Consider the following 16,100-nt stretch of genomic DNA (forward strand, 5'->3'; position numbering starts at 1 on the left):
AGCTCCTTGAAGGGTCGTTCGAGACCAGGACGTTGATAGGCTGGGTGTGGAAGTGCAGTAATGCATTAAGCTAACCAGTACTAATTGCCCGTACGGCTTGTCCCTATAACCTTGGTAGGCTATAGACGAGTCAAGAATACAGCTGCAGTTTGTTGATACTGCTACCCCAAGAACAAAAAGAACGATACTTCTTCCCGGATTGTGAGTTAGCCGAAAGGCTGCTCAGACAAGTCAAAGCCTGATGACCATAGCAAGTCGGTCCCACCCCTTCCCATCCCGAACAGGACCGTGAAACGACTTTGCGCCGATGATAGTGCTGCAACCAGTGTGAAAGTAGGTTATCGTCAGGCTAGTTATACAGCAAAGCCCGCTCAGTTAAGCCTGAGCGGGCTTTTTGCTTTGTGGATTGCAAATGCTGTGAGCCGGACTACACTGAATGAGCTGCTTTCTTTCTTGGGGGAGCGCACATGGACATCCGACACACAAGCCTGCTGCGACGCTTTATCGCTGCATTACTGCTGACCTTCGGGCTGGGCGGGTGCGTATATGCACCGCCATATGCCTACGACGCCGGCTACCCGGCGTATGGCTATCCCGCCTATGGCTACCCGACCTACGTCGGGCCTCCCGTCACGCTGGATTTCGGCTTCAGTTTCTATGACCGGCCGCGCCATCACCACGGCCGGCATCACGAATGGTCGCATCATCGCGGCCATCATGGATGGTCCCACCATGGAAGGAGAGGCCGGCACTAGGCTTGCCGAGGCGGCTATACTGCCGGGATCCCATCCCGGAGATTCCACATGCGCCGCCTGCTTTCCCTCATCCTGGTCTGCTCTCCGCTGATCGCCACCGCAGCCACGACGCCCGCCGGCGCCGTGGCCGAGCTGTGGCAGGCGTCCAGCCACGCCCCCGGCGCCGCGGCCGACGTCGAGCGCCTGCAACAGCTGTTCCGCAAGGACGCCATGGTCGTGGGCGGCATCTATCACGAGGGCAAGCCGGTCTTTCATGCCATGAAGGCGTCGGACTTCATCGCTTCACAGCGCGAGCCGCGGCCGCATGGCTTCTACGAGTGTGAAGTGCGGCGCGAGGTGAAGGAATACGACCGCTTCGCGACCGTCTACAGCGTCGTCGAAACTCGCCGCGATCCCAAGGCAGCGAAGGCCGACTACACGGGCGTCAACAGCATCCAGCTCTACCTCGAAGAGGACGGCTGGAAGATCGTCTCGCTCTACTATCACGTTGAAAAGCCGGGAAGCCCGATTCCACTCGAGGGCGCCCGGAGCGGTGCTTGTCTTATGGCGAAAGGGTAATTTTTAATATCGCCGGCGACACCGGCAAGGGTGTACTTATACTGCCAGCACACCCACTACCAGACCTTGCAATGACAGCTTCCGTGCCGACCTCCCTGATCAGGTACACCGTCTGCGTCGGCCTCGTCCTGTCGCAGGCTGCTTTCGCGCAATCGCCGTCGGCCGGCTGCCGGATGGGGGAGCAGGCCACCATTGCGCTGAGCTTTACCGACGACCTGCGCCCTGTTTCGCAGGCATCGATCGGCGGCGCCAGCGTGCCTGTGATGCTGAGCACCGGTTCCGCGGAATCGATCGTGTTCAACAAAAAAGTGCTGGACCGGCTCGGTATCCCCGTGCGCACCACGACGAGCAAGCTCTTTGCCGCCGACGCGCGCAACGATACGGGCGTCGATATCGTGCGTGACATCATGATTGCCCCGATCAGGGATTTCTCCTTCGGTCTGACAAAGGGCAAGAACGGCGAGTTCTTCGTCGAAGACTTCCTGGACGATACCTACGGCGTGCGGATCGGCGCCGCTACCCTGCTGAAGCAGGACCTGGAAGTGGCTCTCGATGCCGGCTACCTCAAGCTGTTCCAGCCGGACGGGTGCTTCCGCGATCACCTGGCCTACTGGGATCCGCAGGCGGTCGCGGTGATGAGCATGGGCGACCCCTGGAAGCGCGATGCGCGGGTGGTGTTCAACCTGCACATCGGCGGTCAGCGCGTTACGGCCCTGCTGTCCACCTCCACTCCGCAGTCCTACCTGCCCAGGGCGGCCGGGGCGCGGCTGGGCTTGAGCCCCGAGTCCCCCGGAGCCGTGCGTGAAGACCCACTGCCCGGGGACAAGGCGGACAAACCCGTATGGAAAGTGCCCGTGCCGCAGCTGTTCATCGGCAGCCTGGAGGTGAAGGACTTCGACCTGCGCCTGATGGACTTGCCGCAATCGGGCGAGCTCCTGGTGCTCGGCGCCGACTTCCTGCACCGCCACCGCGTCTATATCGCGATGAGCCAGCAGAAGATCTACTTCTCGCCGATCACCGCGCCGCGGGTGATGAAACGCGGCAAAGTAGACGTGATTCCGCAGCCCCTGGACTGAAGCACATCAGCTGCCGCTCATCTGCTGTTCGACGGGCGCCGTTTCCTTCACCTTTTCCTGGCCGCGGCTGATGCTGTCGCCGTCGTTGCGGCGCAGGCGCCAGAACACCACCGAGGACAGCAGCGTCATCGCGGCCAGCGTCGCGAAGCCGTGGTGCAGGGCCTGCGACACAGCCTCCCGGTTGTCCTGGGCCACGGGGCCGAGGAACCAGGCCGTCACGATCGAGCCTGCCGCCAGGCCGAAGCTCATCGACAGCTGCTGGAACGAACTCGACATGGTACTGGCCATGCTCGAATCCTGCGGTTCGATGTCGGCATACGCCAGGGTGTTCATGCTCGAGAACTGCAGCGAATTGAAGAAGCCCTGCGCCAGGCTGATCGCAACGATGAGGTAGAAGGGTGTGCCCGGACCCACCAGGGTGAACAGTGCGATGGTCAGGCCGATGCACACGGTATTGGCGGTCAGGATGTTGCGGTAGCCGAAGCGCGCCAGCAGCCGCGGCGCGAACATCTTCATGCCCATCGCGGCCAGCGCCGACGGCATCATCAAGAGGCCCGACTGCCAGGCCGGCAGCCCCAGCCCCAGCTGGTACAGCAGCGGCAGCAGGAAGGGCAGGCCGCCCACGCCCAGGCGCGTGAGGAAACCGCCGGCCACCGAAATGCGGAAGGTGCGCACCTTGAACAGGGTCAGCCGCAGCAGTGGATGCTTGATGCGCAGCGCGTGCCAGGCATAGCCGCCCAGCAGGGCGACGGACAGCGCCAGCAGCAGGCCGGCCGTGAGGTAGTCGAGGCTGTGCTCGCCGAACACTTCCAGCACCCAGGACAGGATCGCAGTGCCGCTGCTGAACAGGATCAGGCCGACGACGTCGAGCGGGCGCTTCTCTGCGCCATGGTAGTCGGGCATGTGCTTCCACACTAGGTAGAGCGCTGCGAGGCCGACCGGGACGTTGACAAAGAAGATCACGCGCCACGAGGTCCAGTGCACGATCAGCCCGCCCACCGTCGGCCCCAGCAGCGGCCCGATAAGGGCGGGAATGATCACGAAGTTCATCGCGCCCAGCAGCTCGTTCTTGGGGAAGGTGCGCACGATGGCCAGGCGCCCGACCGGCATCATCATGGCCCCGCCCAGGCCCTGCAGCAGGCGCGCCGCCGTCATCATGTGGGCGTTGATGGACAGGCCGCACAGGACCGAGGCGATGGTGAACACCGAGATGGCGATGAAGAAGACGCGCCGGGTGCCGAAGCGGTCCGCCATCCAGCCGCTGAGCGGGATGCCGACGGCCAGGCCGAGGATGTAGCTGGTGACCACCGATTTCAGGCTCAGCGGCGTCACCTGCAGGCTGGCCGCGATGCTCGGAATGGCGGTATTGACGATGGTGGCGTCGAGCTGCTCCATGAACAGGGCAGTCGCGACAAGCCACGGCAGGTAGCGCTTGATGGTGCTGGGGTCAGTCAATCGGGCCTCGTGTTACTGGCAGGCCGGGTGGCCCGCCTCGGCCCGATTTTGACATGGATCGCAGCAGGGGCTCGCCCTGCTGCGCTGAGGAAAGCCTCTTAGAAGCGGTAGGCCGCCTTGGCGACGATCCAGTTGGCGCCCGCGTTCGGGCTCTTGATGCTGGCGTTCGAGTAGTGCTGGAACTTCAGGCTGTAGTCCCACTTGGCGGTGGTGTAGCCGACGCCGATGTGGTCGCCGAACTGGAAGGCGGTCGACAGTTCCTTGTCTTCGTTCTTGTACAGCTTGGAGAACAGGTTGACGCCGACGCCGATCTCGCCGTACAGGCCGAGCTTGCTGTCGCTCTGGTAGCGGAACACCGGGGTGAAGCCGACCACGGCGATGTTCTTCTTGCGGCCCGGGACGTTCTGGTAGGCGCTCAGGCGCCACAGGGCGACGTTGGTTTCCCAATAGCCCGACAGGTGGTAGCCACTGCGCGCGAACCAGCGCTGGTCCCAGTCGTTCTGGACAGCCAGGCGCACCATGCGCTGCTCGGGGTTGGTGCCGAATTCGATCGAGGCCGAGTCGGCCCAGCCGCCGAGGGCTTGGGCATGAGCGGCCTGGGCGCAGAAGGCGGCGACGAGGGCGGCGGCAAGTTTGTTCAGGTTGGACATGATTTTCTTTCTTAGCAAGACAGAAATATTGTGCAGTGCGCTATTGTACTAGCGTGAACAATTCGGCGCTGCCCGCCACCTTGCGCTGCCGCGCAGGTATCATAGACGCCCCGCAGAACGCATCACTTATCTCTCGATCCGCATGACCGAACCGACCAGCACTCCCCTGTATCCGCTTGCCGCGCCGACCCAGCAGCAGGTAGCGCCCACCGTCCTGCCGCACGACCCTGTGGCCGAGCACATCGCCGCACACCTGGGGCGGATCGACACCGTCTTCCACGACACCATCGCCGATCCGGTGCAGGTCGATATCCACGTGGTGCCGGCCAACGAGCGCTATCCCTTCCTGCGCCTGGTGACCTCGGGCATGAGCAGCCACCCGATGACCGTGCCGGAAGGCGCGCCACCGTTTGCCGAACTGATGATGGCATTGCCGACGGACTGGAAGCTCGACGAGCAATCGGTGCAGGACGAGCGCTGGTACTGGCCGGTGGCCCTGCTGCGCCACCTGGCGCACTACCCGCACCAGCACGCCACCTGGCTGGGCCTGGGCCACACGGTGCCGAACGGCAGCCCGGCCAAGCCCTACGCCAAAGGCGTGGAGTTCACCGGCGCCATCCTGCTGCCGCCGGCTTCCGCACCGGATGCGTTCGCTTCGCTCGAGCGTGACGGCAAGGACATCTATTTCCACTGCGTGGTGCCGCTCTACGAAGCCGAGCTGAACCTGGTCAAGCGCAAGGGCTTCCCGGCCCTGCTCGACGGCTTCAACGACAAGGGCGTGACCGACCTCGTGGTCCCGGGCCGCAAGAACACGGTCAAGAAGTTCCTCGGACTGTTCTGATGACGACCATCGCCTTCCTCGGCATCGGCCTGATGGGAAGGCCGATGGCCACGCGCCTGGCGCAGGCCGGCTTTAGGGTGCGCGCCTGGAACCGCACGTTTGCCAAGGCCGACGCCTTGCGCGGGACCGGCGCCGAGCCGGTGGCGGACCTGGCGCAGGCGGTGCAGGGAGCGCAGCTCGTGATTTCCATGCTCGAGGCGGGGCCGGTGGTGGGCGAACTCATCGATGCCGCGCTGCCCGCGCTCGATGCGGGCACGCTGTGGATCGACATGAGCTCGACGCGGCAGGACGAAGCGCTGGCCTTCCACGCGCGCCTTGTCGCCGGCGGCTGCCGCTTCATGGACGCGCCGGTGTCGGGCGGCGTCGGCGGCGCCGAGGCCGGGCAGCTGGCGATCATGGCTGGCGGCGCAGCGGCGGATTTTGACCAGGTGGTAAAAATTCTGGAAGTGATGGGCCGCCCGCAACTCGTCGGTCCGGTGGGCAGCGGGCAAGTGGCCAAGCTGTGCAACCAGCTGATCGTCGGCGCCACGCTGAACGTGGTGGCCGAAGCGCTGCTGCTGGCGCAGGCGGCCGGGGCCGACCCGAGCGCGGTGCGCGAAGCCATCCGCGGCGGCTTTGCGGGCAGCCGGATTCTCGAGGTGCACGGGCAGCGCATGCTGGAGCGCAATTTCGTGCCGGGCGGGCAGGTGAAGAGCCAGCTGAAGGATTTGCGCAATGTGCTGGCGGCGGCGCAGGGCGCGGGATTGACGCTGCCGGTGACGACGCTGGTGACGCGGCAGTATGAGGCGATCGAAGGGGTATTGCCGACAGCGGATCACTCGGCGGCTTTGCTGGCGCTCGAGCAGATGAATCCGGGGATCCGGCTAGGGAAGGCGGCGGACCAGCTTCCGTAGGGTGGGCGGGTTTCCCGCCCACGCGGCGATCGCCTCAACTGGATATATCGCGGCCGTGCCGGGGAACGTTGACCGCGTGGGCGGAAGACCCGCCCACCCTACGAAATCACGCCGCCGGTAAGCTCATCTCTACAAGCCGCACCCAATAACTCGCCCCAATCGGCAATAGATTGTCATTGAAGTCATAACTCGTGTTATGCAGCTGGCACGGCCCCAGCCCATGTCCGCCGGCCCGGTGCGCGCCTTCGCCGTTGCCGATGAACACATAGCACCCCGGCTTTTCCTGCAGCATGAAGGCGAAATCCTCCGCGCCCATGGTCGGCTCGACCTGCGTGTCCACGCATTCCGCCCCCACCACCGCGCGCATCGCCTCGATCGCAAACGCCGTCTGCTCCGGATGGTTGATGAGCGGCGGGTAATTGCGCTTGAATTTGAAGTCGACCGAGGCATTGAAGGCCGCCGCCACGCCAGTGGCGATCTCTTCCATGCGGCGCTGGATCAGGTCCAGCACGGCCGTGGAGAAGGTGCGCACGGTACCCACCAGTTCCGCTTCGTCGGGGATGACGTTGGTAGCGCTGCCGGCGTGGATCTGGGTGATCGACAGCACCGCCGACTCCAGCGGATTCTTTTCGCGCGAGACGATGGTCTGCCAGGCTTGCGCGATCTGTACCGCCACCATCACCGGATCGATGCCGCGATGCGGCTGCGCAGCGTGGGCGCCCTTGCCGCGCACGACGACGCGGAACTCGTTACTGGAAGCCATCATCGGCCCCGGCACGACCCCGAAGTGCCCTTCCGGGATGCCGGGCCAGTTGTGCATGCCGTACACGGCTTCCATCGGGAACTGCTCGAACAGGCCATCGTCCATCATGCGGCGCGCGCCGCCGCCGCCTTCCTCGGCCGGCTGGAAGATCAGGTACACGGTGCCGTCGAAGTTGCGGTGCTGCGACAGGTGATGCGCGGCGCCGAGCAGCATCGCGGTATGGCCGTCATGGCCGCAGGCGTGCATCTTGCCCGGATGGCGCGACGCGTGTGCGAAGCCATTGATCTCTTGCATGGGCAGCGCATCCATGTCGGCGCGCAGGCCGATCGCACGGGGCGAAGAGCCATTCTTGACAATGCCGACCACGCCGGTCACGCCCAGACCGCGCACGATCGGGATGCCCCATTCTGTCAGCTTTGCCGCCACCACGTCGGCGGTGCGTTGCTCTTCGTAGCACAGTTCCGGATGCGCATGCAGGTCGCGCCGGATCTCCTGTAATTGCGATTGCTGCGCCAGGATTGGTTCCACGAGTTTCATCGCTCTCTCCCTTTTTTGTCATGCTTGCATTGCACGTTTAGAACCATTGTAGCCTGCCTCAAACAGGCAGTAAAAGAGGAGGGGACGGACTGCGTCAAGATCGTATAAAGTATTGGTTTCACGAAGTATTTCTCTCGACTCCAGCACTCATGACAGTCACACAAGTCCGCGCCGCCTGCCCCCACGATTGCCCCGATACCTGCGCCATCCTCGTCACCGTCGACAATGGCGTGGCCACGGAAGTAAAGGGCGATCCGGAGCATCCGACGACGGCCGGTGTGCTGTGCACCAAGGTGTCGCGCTACGTGGAACGCACCTACCACCCGGACCGCGTGCTGTACCCGATGCGCCGCGTGGGCCGCAAGGGCGAGGGCAAGTTCGAACGCATTACCTGGGACGAGGCAATCGACGAGATTGCAGGGCGCCTGGGTGAGATCGCCGCGCGCGACCCGCAAGCCATTCTCCCGTACAGCTATGCCGGCACGATGGGACTGGTGCAGGGCGACTCGATGTCTTTGCGCTTCTTCAACAAGCTCGGCGCCTCGCTGCTCGACCGTACCATCTGCGCCACGGCCGGCGCGACCGGCTACAAGTACACCATCGGCGGCTCGATCGGCACCGACATCGAACAGTTCCAGAACGCGAAAGTGATCCTGATCTGGGGCGGCAATCCAATCGCCTCCAACCTGCACCTGTGGATGCGGGTCCAGGAAGCCAAGCGCCGCGGCGCGAAGCTGATCGCGATCGACCCGTATCGCTCGCTGACGGCCGAGAAGTGCCACCAGCACATTGCCTTGCTGCCCGGTACGGACGCCGCGCTGGCGCTGGGCATGATGCACGTGCTGATCAAGGAAGACCTGATCGACCACGACTACGTGGAAAAGTACACCCTCGGCTACGCAGAACTGAAACAGCGCGCGCTGGAGTGGACACCGGAACGCACCGCCGCAACCTGCGGGATCACGGCCGAGGAAGTCATCGAACTGGCACGCATCTACGGCCAGACCGCAAGGAGCGGCGAAGGCGCCGCGATCCGCATGAACTACGGCCTGCAGCGCGTGCGCGGCGGCGGCATGGCGGTGCGCAATATCGCCTGCCTGCCGGCGCTCGTCGGCGCCTGGCGCCACGCCGCCGGCGGCGTGCAGCTGTCGACCTCCGGTTCCTTCCCGGCCAACCGCCCGGTCCTGCAGCGCCCGGACCTGCTGAACGGCCGCATGCCCCGCACCATCAACATGACCACCATCGGCGACGACCTGCTGAAGGACGCTTCGCCCGAATTCGGCCCGAAGATCGAAGCCGTCATCGTCTACAACGCCAACCCGCTGGCGATCGCCCCTGATTCAGCGAAGGTGCAGAAGGGCTTCGAACGCGAAGACCTGTTCACCGTGGTGCTGGAACACTTCCAGACCGACAGTGCCGACTATGCCGACATCCTGCTGCCGGCCACCACCCAGCTCGAACACGTCGATGCGCACCTGGCCTACGGTCACCTGTACATGATGGCCAACAACGCCGCGATCGAAGCGATCGGCGAAGCCAGGCCGAACACCGAGTTCTTCCGCCTGCTGGCCGCGCGCATGGGCTTCGACGACCCGTGCTTCCGCGAGACCGACGACGAACTGGCGGCCCAGGCCTTCGATAAACGCCACGAGCGCGCGGTGCACTTCGACTGGGACACCCTGAAGAAGAAGGGCTGGCAGAAACTGAACATGCCGGACGCGCCCTTTGCCGAAGGCGGCTTCCCGACCCCGTCGGGCAAGTGCGAATTTTATTCGAGCAGCATGGCGGCCGACGGGCTCGATCCCGTCCCGGCCTATATCCCGCCGTATGAATCGCCCGCTTCCAACCCGGAGCTGGCGCGGAAGTACCCGCTGGCGATGATCTCGCCTCCGGCAAGGAACTTCCTCAACTCAACCTTTGTCAATGTACAGAGCTTGCGTGCAACCGAGGGCGAGCCGCACCTCGACATCCACCCGAACGATGCCGCCCGCCGCGGCATTGCGCACGGTGACATGGCACGCATTTATAACGACCGCGGCTCATTCGTTGCCCGTGCACGCGTTACCGACAAGGCGCGCGAAGGGCTGGTGGTGGGCTTGTCGATCTGGTGGAAAAAACTCTCCACCGATGGCAAGAACGCCAACGAAGTGACCAGCCAGCGATTGACCGACATGGGCAGGGCGCCTACTTTCTACGACACCCTGGTGCAGGTTGAAAAACTTGCCCCCGCAACGCGAGATGAAACCCTCTAGATTTTCCACGGCCTTCCGGCCCCTGATGGCCGCAGCAGCCGCGGCCCTGATGTTGTCAAGCTGCTCATCCCTTTCCTACTACTCCCAGGCCGCCCAAGGCCAGCTCGAACTGCTGACGGATTCCCGTCCGATCGATGACTGGCTGGCCGATCCCGCGACGAAACCGACCCTGCGCCACCGCCTGGAGGCGGCGCGCCAGATCCGCCGCTACGCGATCCAGGAACTGAAACTGCCCGACAACGGCAGCTACACCAATTTCACCAACATCAAGCGTCCCTATGTGCTGTGGAACGTGGTCGCCACGCCCGAGCTGTCGCTGAAACCCATGCAGTGGTGCTTCCCGGTAGCCGGCTGCGTGAACTACCGCGGCTACTACAGCAAGGACGAGGCCCAGGCCTATGCCAAGCAGTTGCGTGCCGAGGGCCATGATGTCGAAGTGGGCGGCGTCAGCGCCTACTCGACCCTGGGCTGGTTCAGCGATCCCCTGATCTCGACCTTCATCAACTATCCGGATGCGGAGCTGGCGCGCCTGATCTTCCACGAACTGGCGCACCAGGTGGTGTACGTGCCGGGCGACTCCAAGTTCAACGAATCCTTCGCCAGCGCGGTCGAGCAGGCCGGCGTCGAAGGCTGGCTGGAGCGTTTCGGCAACCCGGCGATGCGCGAAGCCTTCGATCGCTACAGCGCGCGTAAGAAGGACTTCATGGCGCTACTGGTGCGCTACCGCGGCGAGCTGGAGAAGCTCTACGCGAGCGCCGCCAGCCGTGAAGAGAAGCGCGCTACCAAGACGCGGCTGTTCATGGCGCTGAAGGACGACTACCAGGTGCTGAAGGCGAACTGGGGCGGTTATGCGGGCTACGACCGCTTCTTCGCCGAGCCGCTCTCGAACGCCCACCTGGCCTCGATCGCCACCTACAACGACTTCGTTCCGGCCTTCCGCGCCCTGCTGAACAAGGAGCGCACCTGGCCTGCGTTCTACAAGTCGGTCAACCGGATCGCCAAGCTCGACAAGGCGGACCGGCACCGGGTGCTGAAGAAGCTCGCGGCGCCAGCCCCGACCGCGCCGCTGGTGGTGCAGCGCACCATGGGCGAGGTGGCGGGATTGAGTAAATAGGCTTGGGTAGAGGACACGTTCCAATCGACTTAAAAGAACTTGCGCGCATTGCCGCTGCCCGATAGCATCACCATCAGGCGATAGCAAAGGCGCAAGCTTCGCGCGCCCCCACAACGATAAATTCGAGACAAAAAGGGCATCCGATGGACAAACTCTGGCTGAAGTCGTACCCCCCGAACGTTCCAAGCGAGATCAATCCCGATCAGTACGGGTCGCTCGTGCACATGCTGGAAGAATCGTTCAGCAAGTACGCCGACCGCAATGCGTACGTTTGTATGGACAAGTTCCTGACCTACGGCGAACTGAATGCCTACTCGAAGAAGCTGGCGGCCTGGCTGCAAAGCCGCGGCATGGAGCGTGGCGCGCGCGTGGCCATCATGATGCCGAACGTGCTGCAGTACCCGATCGCGATCGCGGCCGTGCTGCGCGCCGGCTACACCGTGGTCAACGTCAACCCGCTGTACACACCGCGCGAGCTCGAGCACCAGATCAAGGACTCGGGCAGCGAAGCGATCATCGTGCTCGAGAACTTCGCGCACACCGTGCAGCAGGTGATGGGCAAGACCCCGCTCAAGCACGTGGTGGTGGCGAGCATGGGCGAGATGCTGGGCGGCGCCAAGGGCATGCTGGTCAACTTCGTGGTCCGCAGTGTCAAGAAGATGGTGCCGGAGTTCTCGCTGCCGAACATGGTGCGCTTCAAGGAAGCCCTGTCGCAGGGCGCGAAGATGCCGTTCTCCAAGGTCGAGCTGAAGTCCCTTGACGTCGCCTTCCTGCAGTACACCGGCGGCACCACCGGCGTGTCGAAAGGCGCCACCCTCACGCACCGCAACGTGATCGCCAACGTGCTGCAGACCGAAGCCTGGTCGGCGCCGGCGATGGGGCAGTCGAACGAGCAGACCGTGATCGTGTGCGCGCTGCCGCTGTACCACATCTTCGCGCTGACGGCCTGCGCGATGTGGGGCATGCGCACCGGCGCCCTGAACATCCTGATCGTGAACCCGCGCGACATCCCGGGCTTCATCAAGGAGCTGGGCAAGTACAAGATCAACATGCTGCCGGCGGTGAACACGCTGTACAACGCGCTGGTCAACCACCCGGACATCGGCACCGTGGACTTCTCGGGCCTGAAGGTCTCGAACGGCGGCGGCATGGCGGTGCAGAAGGCCGTCAACGACAAGTGGAAGCAGATCACCGGCACCGCGATCATCGAAGGCTACGGCCTGTCGGAGACCGCGCCGGTCGCCACCTGCAACCGCGCCGACGTGAAGGAATTCACCGGCACCATCGGCCTGCCGATCCCGTCCACCGACATCGCGATCCTGGACGACGAAGGCAAGCCGATGGGCATCGGCCAGATCGGCGAGATCGCGATCCGCGGCCCGCAGGTGATGGCCGGCTACTGGAACCGCCCGGAAGAAACCGCCAAGGTCATGACCCCGGACGGCTTCTTCAAGTCGGGCGACGTCGGCGTCATGGACGCGGACGGCTACGTGAAGATCGTCGACCGCAAGAAGGACATGATCCTGGTCTCGGGCTTCAACGTCTACCCGAACGAACTGGAAGGCGTGATCGCCGGCCACCCGGGCGTGCTGGAATGCGCCGTGATCGGGGTGCCGGACGAGCATTCCGGCGAAGCGGTGAAGGTGTTCGTGGTGCGCAAGGACCCGAACCTCTCCGCCGAGCAGCTGATGGACTACTGCAAGCAGCAGTTCACCGGCTACAAGAAACCGAAGTACATCGAGTTCCGCGACGAGCTGCCGAAGACCAACGTCGGCAAGATCCTGCGCCGCGCATTGCGGGACGAGAAGCAGGCGGAAAAAACCACCGCCTGACCACAGCATGACGGCCGGCGCCGTATGCCGGCCCGCGAAAAGCCGCCCTGTCCCGGGCGGCTTCGCGTTTTTTATGGACACAGCAAGAACACGGAAGGTGAGGCACGGATGGACAAGTTTTGGCTCAAGTCGTATGAGGAAGGCGTACCTGCGGAGATCGACCCGACGCAGTACCGCTCCCTGACGCATCTGCTGGAGGAGGCGTTCCGCAAGTACGCCGACCGCAAGGCCTACGCGTGCATGGGCAAGACCCTGACTTTCGCCGAGCTGGAGCGCCTGTCCGGCCGCATGGCGGCCTGGCTCCAGGCCAAGGGCCTGCAACCGGGCGCACGCGTCGCCATCATGCTGCCGAACGTGCTGCAGTACCCGGTGGCGATGGCCGCCGTGCTGCGCGCCGGCTACGTGATCGTCAACGTCAACCCGCTCTACACCCCGCGCGAGCTGCAGCACCAGCTGACCGATTCGGGCGCGGAAGCCATCGTGGTGCTGGAGAACTTCGCGCACACGCTGGAACAGGTGATCGACAAGACCCAGGTCAAGCACGTGGTGGTGGCCACCATGGGCGACCTGCTGGGCGGCGTCAAGGGCATGCTGGTCAACCTGGTGGTACGCAAGGTCAAGAAGATGGTGCCGGCCTTCTCCCTACCGGGATCGATCGGCTTCAAGCGCATGCTGGCGGACGCCTCGGGCGCTACCCTGCGTCCCGTCGCCATCGGCCACGACGACATCGCCTTCCTGCAGTACACCGGCGGCACCACGGGCGTGTCGAAAGGCGCGGTGCTGCTGCACAAGCACGTGATCGCCAACGTGCTGCAGAACGAAGCCTGGTTCGCGCCGACCCTCAGCAAGATCAAGGCAGGCGAGCAGCCGCAGTTCGTGTGCGCGCTGCCGCTGTACCACATCTATGCGCTGACCGTGTGCGCGCTGCTCGGCCTGCGCGTGGGCGGCATGAACCTCCTGATCCCGAACCCGCGCGACATCGCCGGCTTCATCAAGGAGCTGGGCGACTACCGCATCAACATCTTCCCGGCCGTGAACACCCTGTACAACGGCCTGGTGAACAACCCCGACTTCGCCAAGCTCGATTTCTCGGGCCTGCTGGTGTGCCCGGGCGGCGGCATGGCGGTGCAGAAGGCGGTGGCCGACAAGTGGCTGCAAATTACCGGCACCCCGATCGTGGAAGGCTACGGCCTGTCCGAGACCTCGCCGGTGGTCACCGCCAACCGCTGCGACATTACCGACTTCACCGGCACCATCGGCCTGCCGCTGCCCTCGACCGAGATCCGCATCCTGGACGAAGCGGGCAACGCGGTCCCGTTCGGCACCGCCGGCGAGATCGCCGTGCGCGGCCCGCAGGTGATGGCCGGCTACTGGCAGCGTGACGACGAAACCGCCAAGGTCATGACGCCGGACGGCTTCTTCAAGACCGGCGACGTCGGCATCATGAACGAAGAGGGCTATACCCGCATCGTCGACCGCAAGAAGGACATGATCCTGGTCTCGGGCTTCAACGTGTATCCGAACGAGATCGAAGGCGTGGTCGCGGCTCTGCCGGGCGTGCTGGAAGTGGCCTGCGTCGGCGTGCCGGACCAGCACTCGGGCGAAGCGGTCAAGCTCTACATCGTCAGGAAGGATCCGGCGCTCACCAGCGAGCAGGTGATGGCCTTCTGCAAGGAGCAGCTGACTGGCTACAAGCGGCCGAAGTTCGTGGAATTCCGCGAGACGCTGCCGAAGACGAATGTGGGCAAGATCCTGCGCCGCGAGCTGCGCGACGAAAAACAGTCGGCCTGAGGCCTCAGGCCAGGCGCTCGGCGCCTGCCACCCCATCGGCCACGCGGAACGCAGCCAGTTCCGCGATGGCCGATTTTGCATTCTGCACGTCATCCAGGCCCAGGAAGTGCGTCACGGTCTCCTTCGGCGTCACGTCCAGCAGCATATAGCCGCGCCGGTCGCTGCGCCCGTACAGCATGTGCGAATTCTTGGCCACGTGTTCCTCGGTGCGGGCCTGCGGGCGCGAGCTCGAGGTCACCGAGGTGCCCACGAATTCCGTTGCCACCACCGGGTTCTGCTTCGACACCGGCTTTGAAAAATCCGGCAACAGCGACGTCGCGTAGAAGGTGTGCACGTCGCCGCCCAGCACCAGCGGGTTGTGGGCGCCGTGCTTGACGAGCGTATCGAGCAGGCGCCGGCGCGCCGCCGGATAGCCGTCCCAGCCATCGGTCCAGAAGCGTCCGTCATCGGGTTTGACGATGGGGACGCTGCTCGACTGCGCCATCAGGGTCTGCTGCGCCAGGATGTTCCACTTTGCCCGCGAAGTCGCGAGCCCGGATTCCAGCCAGGCTTCTTGTTCCGTTCCCAGCATGCTGCGGCGCGGGTCGCGCAGCGCTTCGCAGGCGCGCGCAAACACGGCGTTCGAGCCGCCGCGGGTGCCCGATTTGGGGCAGGCCTGGGGCGAGCGGTACTGGCGATCGTCCAGCACGTGGAAGCGCGCGAGGCGCCCCCAGTCGTAGCGCTGGAACATTTCGACAGAAGTGAAGCCGTCGCGCGCCACTTTCGGCAGGCGCAGCGGCATGTGCTCGTAGAAGGCCTGGTAGGCGGCGGCGCGGCGCGCAGCGAAATCCTGGGCCAGGCGTTCGTCGCGCAGGCCGCCGTAGTCGTTGGCCACCTCGTGGTCGTCCCAGGTCACGATCCAGGGCGCGGCATGATGCGCCGCCTGCAGGTCCGGGTCGCTCTTGTATTGCGCGTAGCGCCGGCGGTACTCCGCCAGCGTGAAGGATTCGTCGGTGCGCACCGCGCGCGACGGATGGCGCAGCTGGTAGGGACCCCATTCGTAGATGTAGTCGCCCAGGAAAGCGACCAGGTCGGGGCTGCTCGCTGCGATGTGGCGGTGCGCGGCGTAGCTGCCGAATTCCCAGTGCTGGCACGAGGCCACCGCCACCTTCAGGCGGCCCGGCATGTCCTCGCGCGCGGGCGCGGTACGGGTGCGGCCGACCGGGCTGACGGCGTCGCCCAGCATGAAGCGGTACCAGTACCAGCGGCCGGGTACGAGACCCTTCACGTCCACGTGGACGCTGTGGGCGAGTTCCGGCGCGGCCACCGCCGTGCCTTTCGCCGCGATACTGCGAAAGGCCTCGTCCCCCGCGACTTCCCAGCGCACTGTCATGGCGACCGGCGGTGTGCTCTGCTCTTTCAGCGGATCGCTCAGGATGCGCGTCCACAGGATGACCGAATCGGGCAGGGGAGAACCCGACGCGACGCCGAGGCTGAACGGGTAGGGACCCTTAGCGGATGCGGCGCAGGCGCTCAGGCTGCTGCTCGCGAGCGCGGCAGACAGCCGCGCCGCATCGAGCAGGAACAGCCGGCGCGAGCTCATC

The 16,100-nt window shown here is 64.7% G+C and carries 13 protein-coding genes and 2 rRNA genes; 11 read left to right on the plus strand and 4 right to left on the minus strand.

Annotated elements, in window-relative coordinates:
* The 5 genes from LK542_RS19960 to LK542_RS19980 all read left to right on the plus strand — a co-directional run.
* Positions 1–105 (plus strand): 23S ribosomal RNA (locus tag LK542_RS19960); the annotation flags it as partial.
* A 132-nt stretch (positions 106–237) separates the two neighbouring features.
* Positions 238–350: ribosomal RNA gene (gene rrf / locus LK542_RS19965) — 5S ribosomal RNA — on the plus strand.
* 117 nt (positions 351–467) lie between these two features.
* Positions 468–755 carry a hypothetical protein gene (locus LK542_RS19970; protein ID WP_227813304.1) on the plus strand — a complete coding sequence of 96 codons (288 nt, stop codon included), beginning with the start codon at positions 468–470 and terminating at the stop codon, positions 753–755.
* A gap of 48 nt (positions 756–803) precedes the next feature.
* Positions 804–1,313, plus strand: coding sequence for a hypothetical protein (locus LK542_RS19975; RefSeq protein ID WP_227813306.1), 510 nt, complete (start codon positions 804–806; stop codon positions 1,311–1,313).
* A 71-nt stretch (positions 1,314–1,384) separates the two neighbouring features.
* Entirely contained in the window at positions 1,385–2,389 is a 1,005-nt protein-coding gene (locus tag LK542_RS19980; protein WP_227813307.1) for a retropepsin-like aspartic protease, read from the plus strand.
* A 6-nt stretch (positions 2,390–2,395) separates the two neighbouring features.
* On the opposite strand, the gene LK542_RS19985 is transcribed toward LK542_RS19980, so the two are convergent.
* Together LK542_RS19985 and LK542_RS19990 are read right to left on the minus strand one after the other, a co-directional pair.
* Complete coding sequence (locus LK542_RS19985; protein WP_227803506.1) at positions 2,396–3,844, minus strand: DHA2 family efflux MFS transporter permease subunit; 1,449 nt, start codon at positions 3,842–3,844, stop codon at positions 2,396–2,398.
* A 98-nt stretch (positions 3,845–3,942) separates the two neighbouring features.
* Positions 3,943–4,494 (minus strand): acyloxyacyl hydrolase, encoded by a 552-nt coding sequence (locus tag LK542_RS19990; RefSeq protein ID WP_227803505.1) that lies wholly within the window; start codon positions 4,492–4,494, stop codon positions 3,943–3,945.
* Positions 4,495–4,636: 142 nt separating this feature from the next.
* On the opposite strand from LK542_RS19990, the gene LK542_RS19995 reads away from it, so the two are divergent.
* Both LK542_RS19995 and LK542_RS20000 read left to right on the plus strand, forming a co-directional pair.
* The gene (locus tag LK542_RS19995; RefSeq protein WP_227813308.1) at positions 4,637–5,335 is read left to right on the plus strand and encodes a suppressor of fused domain protein; all 699 of its coding nucleotides are present in this window, start codon (positions 4,637–4,639) and stop codon (positions 5,333–5,335) included.
* Positions 5,335–6,228: an NAD(P)-dependent oxidoreductase gene (locus tag LK542_RS20000; protein WP_227813309.1), complete on the plus strand. Its 894-nt coding sequence runs from the start codon at positions 5,335–5,337 to the stop codon at positions 6,226–6,228. Before LK542_RS19995 ends, LK542_RS20000 begins: the two co-directional genes overlap by 1 nt.
* 106 nt (positions 6,229–6,334) lie before the next feature.
* Here LK542_RS20000 and LK542_RS20005 read toward each other — a convergent pair whose 3' ends face one another.
* Positions 6,335–7,528, minus strand: coding sequence for a M20 aminoacylase family protein (locus LK542_RS20005; RefSeq protein ID WP_227813310.1), 1,194 nt, complete (start codon positions 7,526–7,528; stop codon positions 6,335–6,337).
* Between the two features lie 149 nt (positions 7,529–7,677).
* Here LK542_RS20005 and LK542_RS20010 point away from each other — a divergent pair, with 149 nt between their 5' ends.
* The 4 genes from LK542_RS20010 (at position 7,678) to LK542_RS20025 (ending at position 14,517) form a co-directional block, all read left to right on the plus strand.
* On the plus strand, positions 7,678–9,780 hold the full coding sequence (locus LK542_RS20010; RefSeq protein WP_227813312.1) for a molybdopterin-dependent oxidoreductase: 2,103 nt from the start codon (positions 7,678–7,680) through the stop codon (positions 9,778–9,780).
* Positions 9,781–9,805: 25 nt separating this feature from the next.
* Complete coding sequence (locus tag LK542_RS20015) at positions 9,806–10,894, plus strand: aminopeptidase (RefSeq protein ID WP_227813421.1); 1,089 nt, start codon at positions 9,806–9,808, stop codon at positions 10,892–10,894.
* 143 nt (positions 10,895–11,037) lie between these two features.
* Complete coding sequence (locus tag LK542_RS20020) at positions 11,038–12,726, plus strand: long-chain-fatty-acid--CoA ligase (RefSeq protein WP_227813313.1); 1,689 nt, start codon at positions 11,038–11,040, stop codon at positions 12,724–12,726.
* A 108-nt stretch (positions 12,727–12,834) separates the two neighbouring features.
* Positions 12,835–14,517 (plus strand): long-chain-fatty-acid--CoA ligase, encoded by a 1,683-nt coding sequence (locus LK542_RS20025; protein ID WP_227813315.1) that lies wholly within the window; start codon positions 12,835–12,837, stop codon positions 14,515–14,517.
* Positions 14,518–14,521: 4 nt separating this feature from the next.
* On the opposite strand, the gene LK542_RS20030 is transcribed toward LK542_RS20025, so the two are convergent.
* Positions 14,522–16,099: an alkaline phosphatase gene (locus LK542_RS20030; protein ID WP_227813316.1), complete on the minus strand. Its 1,578-nt coding sequence runs from the start codon at positions 16,097–16,099 to the stop codon at positions 14,522–14,524.
* Position 16,100: the final 1 nt, after the last annotated feature.

It is taken from the genome of Massilia sp. IC2-477 (assembly GCF_020707265.1).
In the GTDB taxonomy this organism is placed as follows: domain Bacteria; phylum Pseudomonadota; class Gammaproteobacteria; order Burkholderiales; family Burkholderiaceae_D; genus Telluria.

Bases quoted from the DNA above. Each gene is read 5' to 3' on its own strand.
- LK542_RS19995 (WP_227813308.1), top strand. From the start codon at position 4,637: ATGACCGAACCGACCAGCACTCCCCTGTATCCGCTTGCCGCGCCGACC.
- LK542_RS20000 (WP_227813309.1), top strand. From the start codon at position 5,335: ATGACGACCATCGCCTTCCTCGGCATCGGCCTGATGGGAAGGCCGATG.
- LK542_RS20025 (WP_227813315.1), top strand. From the start codon at position 12,835: ATGGACAAGTTTTGGCTCAAGTCGTATGAGGAAGGCGTACCTGCGGAG.
- LK542_RS20005 (WP_227813310.1), bottom strand. From the start codon at position 7,528: ATGAAACTCGTGGAACCAATCCTGGCGCAGCAATCGCAATTACAGGAG.
- LK542_RS19980 (WP_227813307.1), top strand. From the start codon at position 1,385: ATGACAGCTTCCGTGCCGACCTCCCTGATCAGGTACACCGTCTGCGTC.
- LK542_RS20015 (WP_227813421.1), top strand. From the start codon at position 9,806: ATGGCCGCAGCAGCCGCGGCCCTGATGTTGTCAAGCTGCTCATCCCTT.
- LK542_RS20030 (WP_227813316.1), bottom strand. From the start codon at position 16,099: ATGAGCTCGCGCCGGCTGTTCCTGCTCGATGCGGCGCGGCTGTCTGCC.
- LK542_RS20020 (WP_227813313.1), top strand. From the start codon at position 11,038: ATGGACAAACTCTGGCTGAAGTCGTACCCCCCGAACGTTCCAAGCGAG.
- LK542_RS19975 (WP_227813306.1), top strand. From the start codon at position 804: ATGCGCCGCCTGCTTTCCCTCATCCTGGTCTGCTCTCCGCTGATCGCC.
- LK542_RS19990 (WP_227803505.1), bottom strand. From the start codon at position 4,494: ATGTCCAACCTGAACAAACTTGCCGCCGCCCTCGTCGCCGCCTTCTGC.
- LK542_RS19970 (WP_227813304.1), top strand. From the start codon at position 468: ATGGACATCCGACACACAAGCCTGCTGCGACGCTTTATCGCTGCATTA.
- LK542_RS20010 (WP_227813312.1), top strand. From the start codon at position 7,678: ATGACAGTCACACAAGTCCGCGCCGCCTGCCCCCACGATTGCCCCGAT.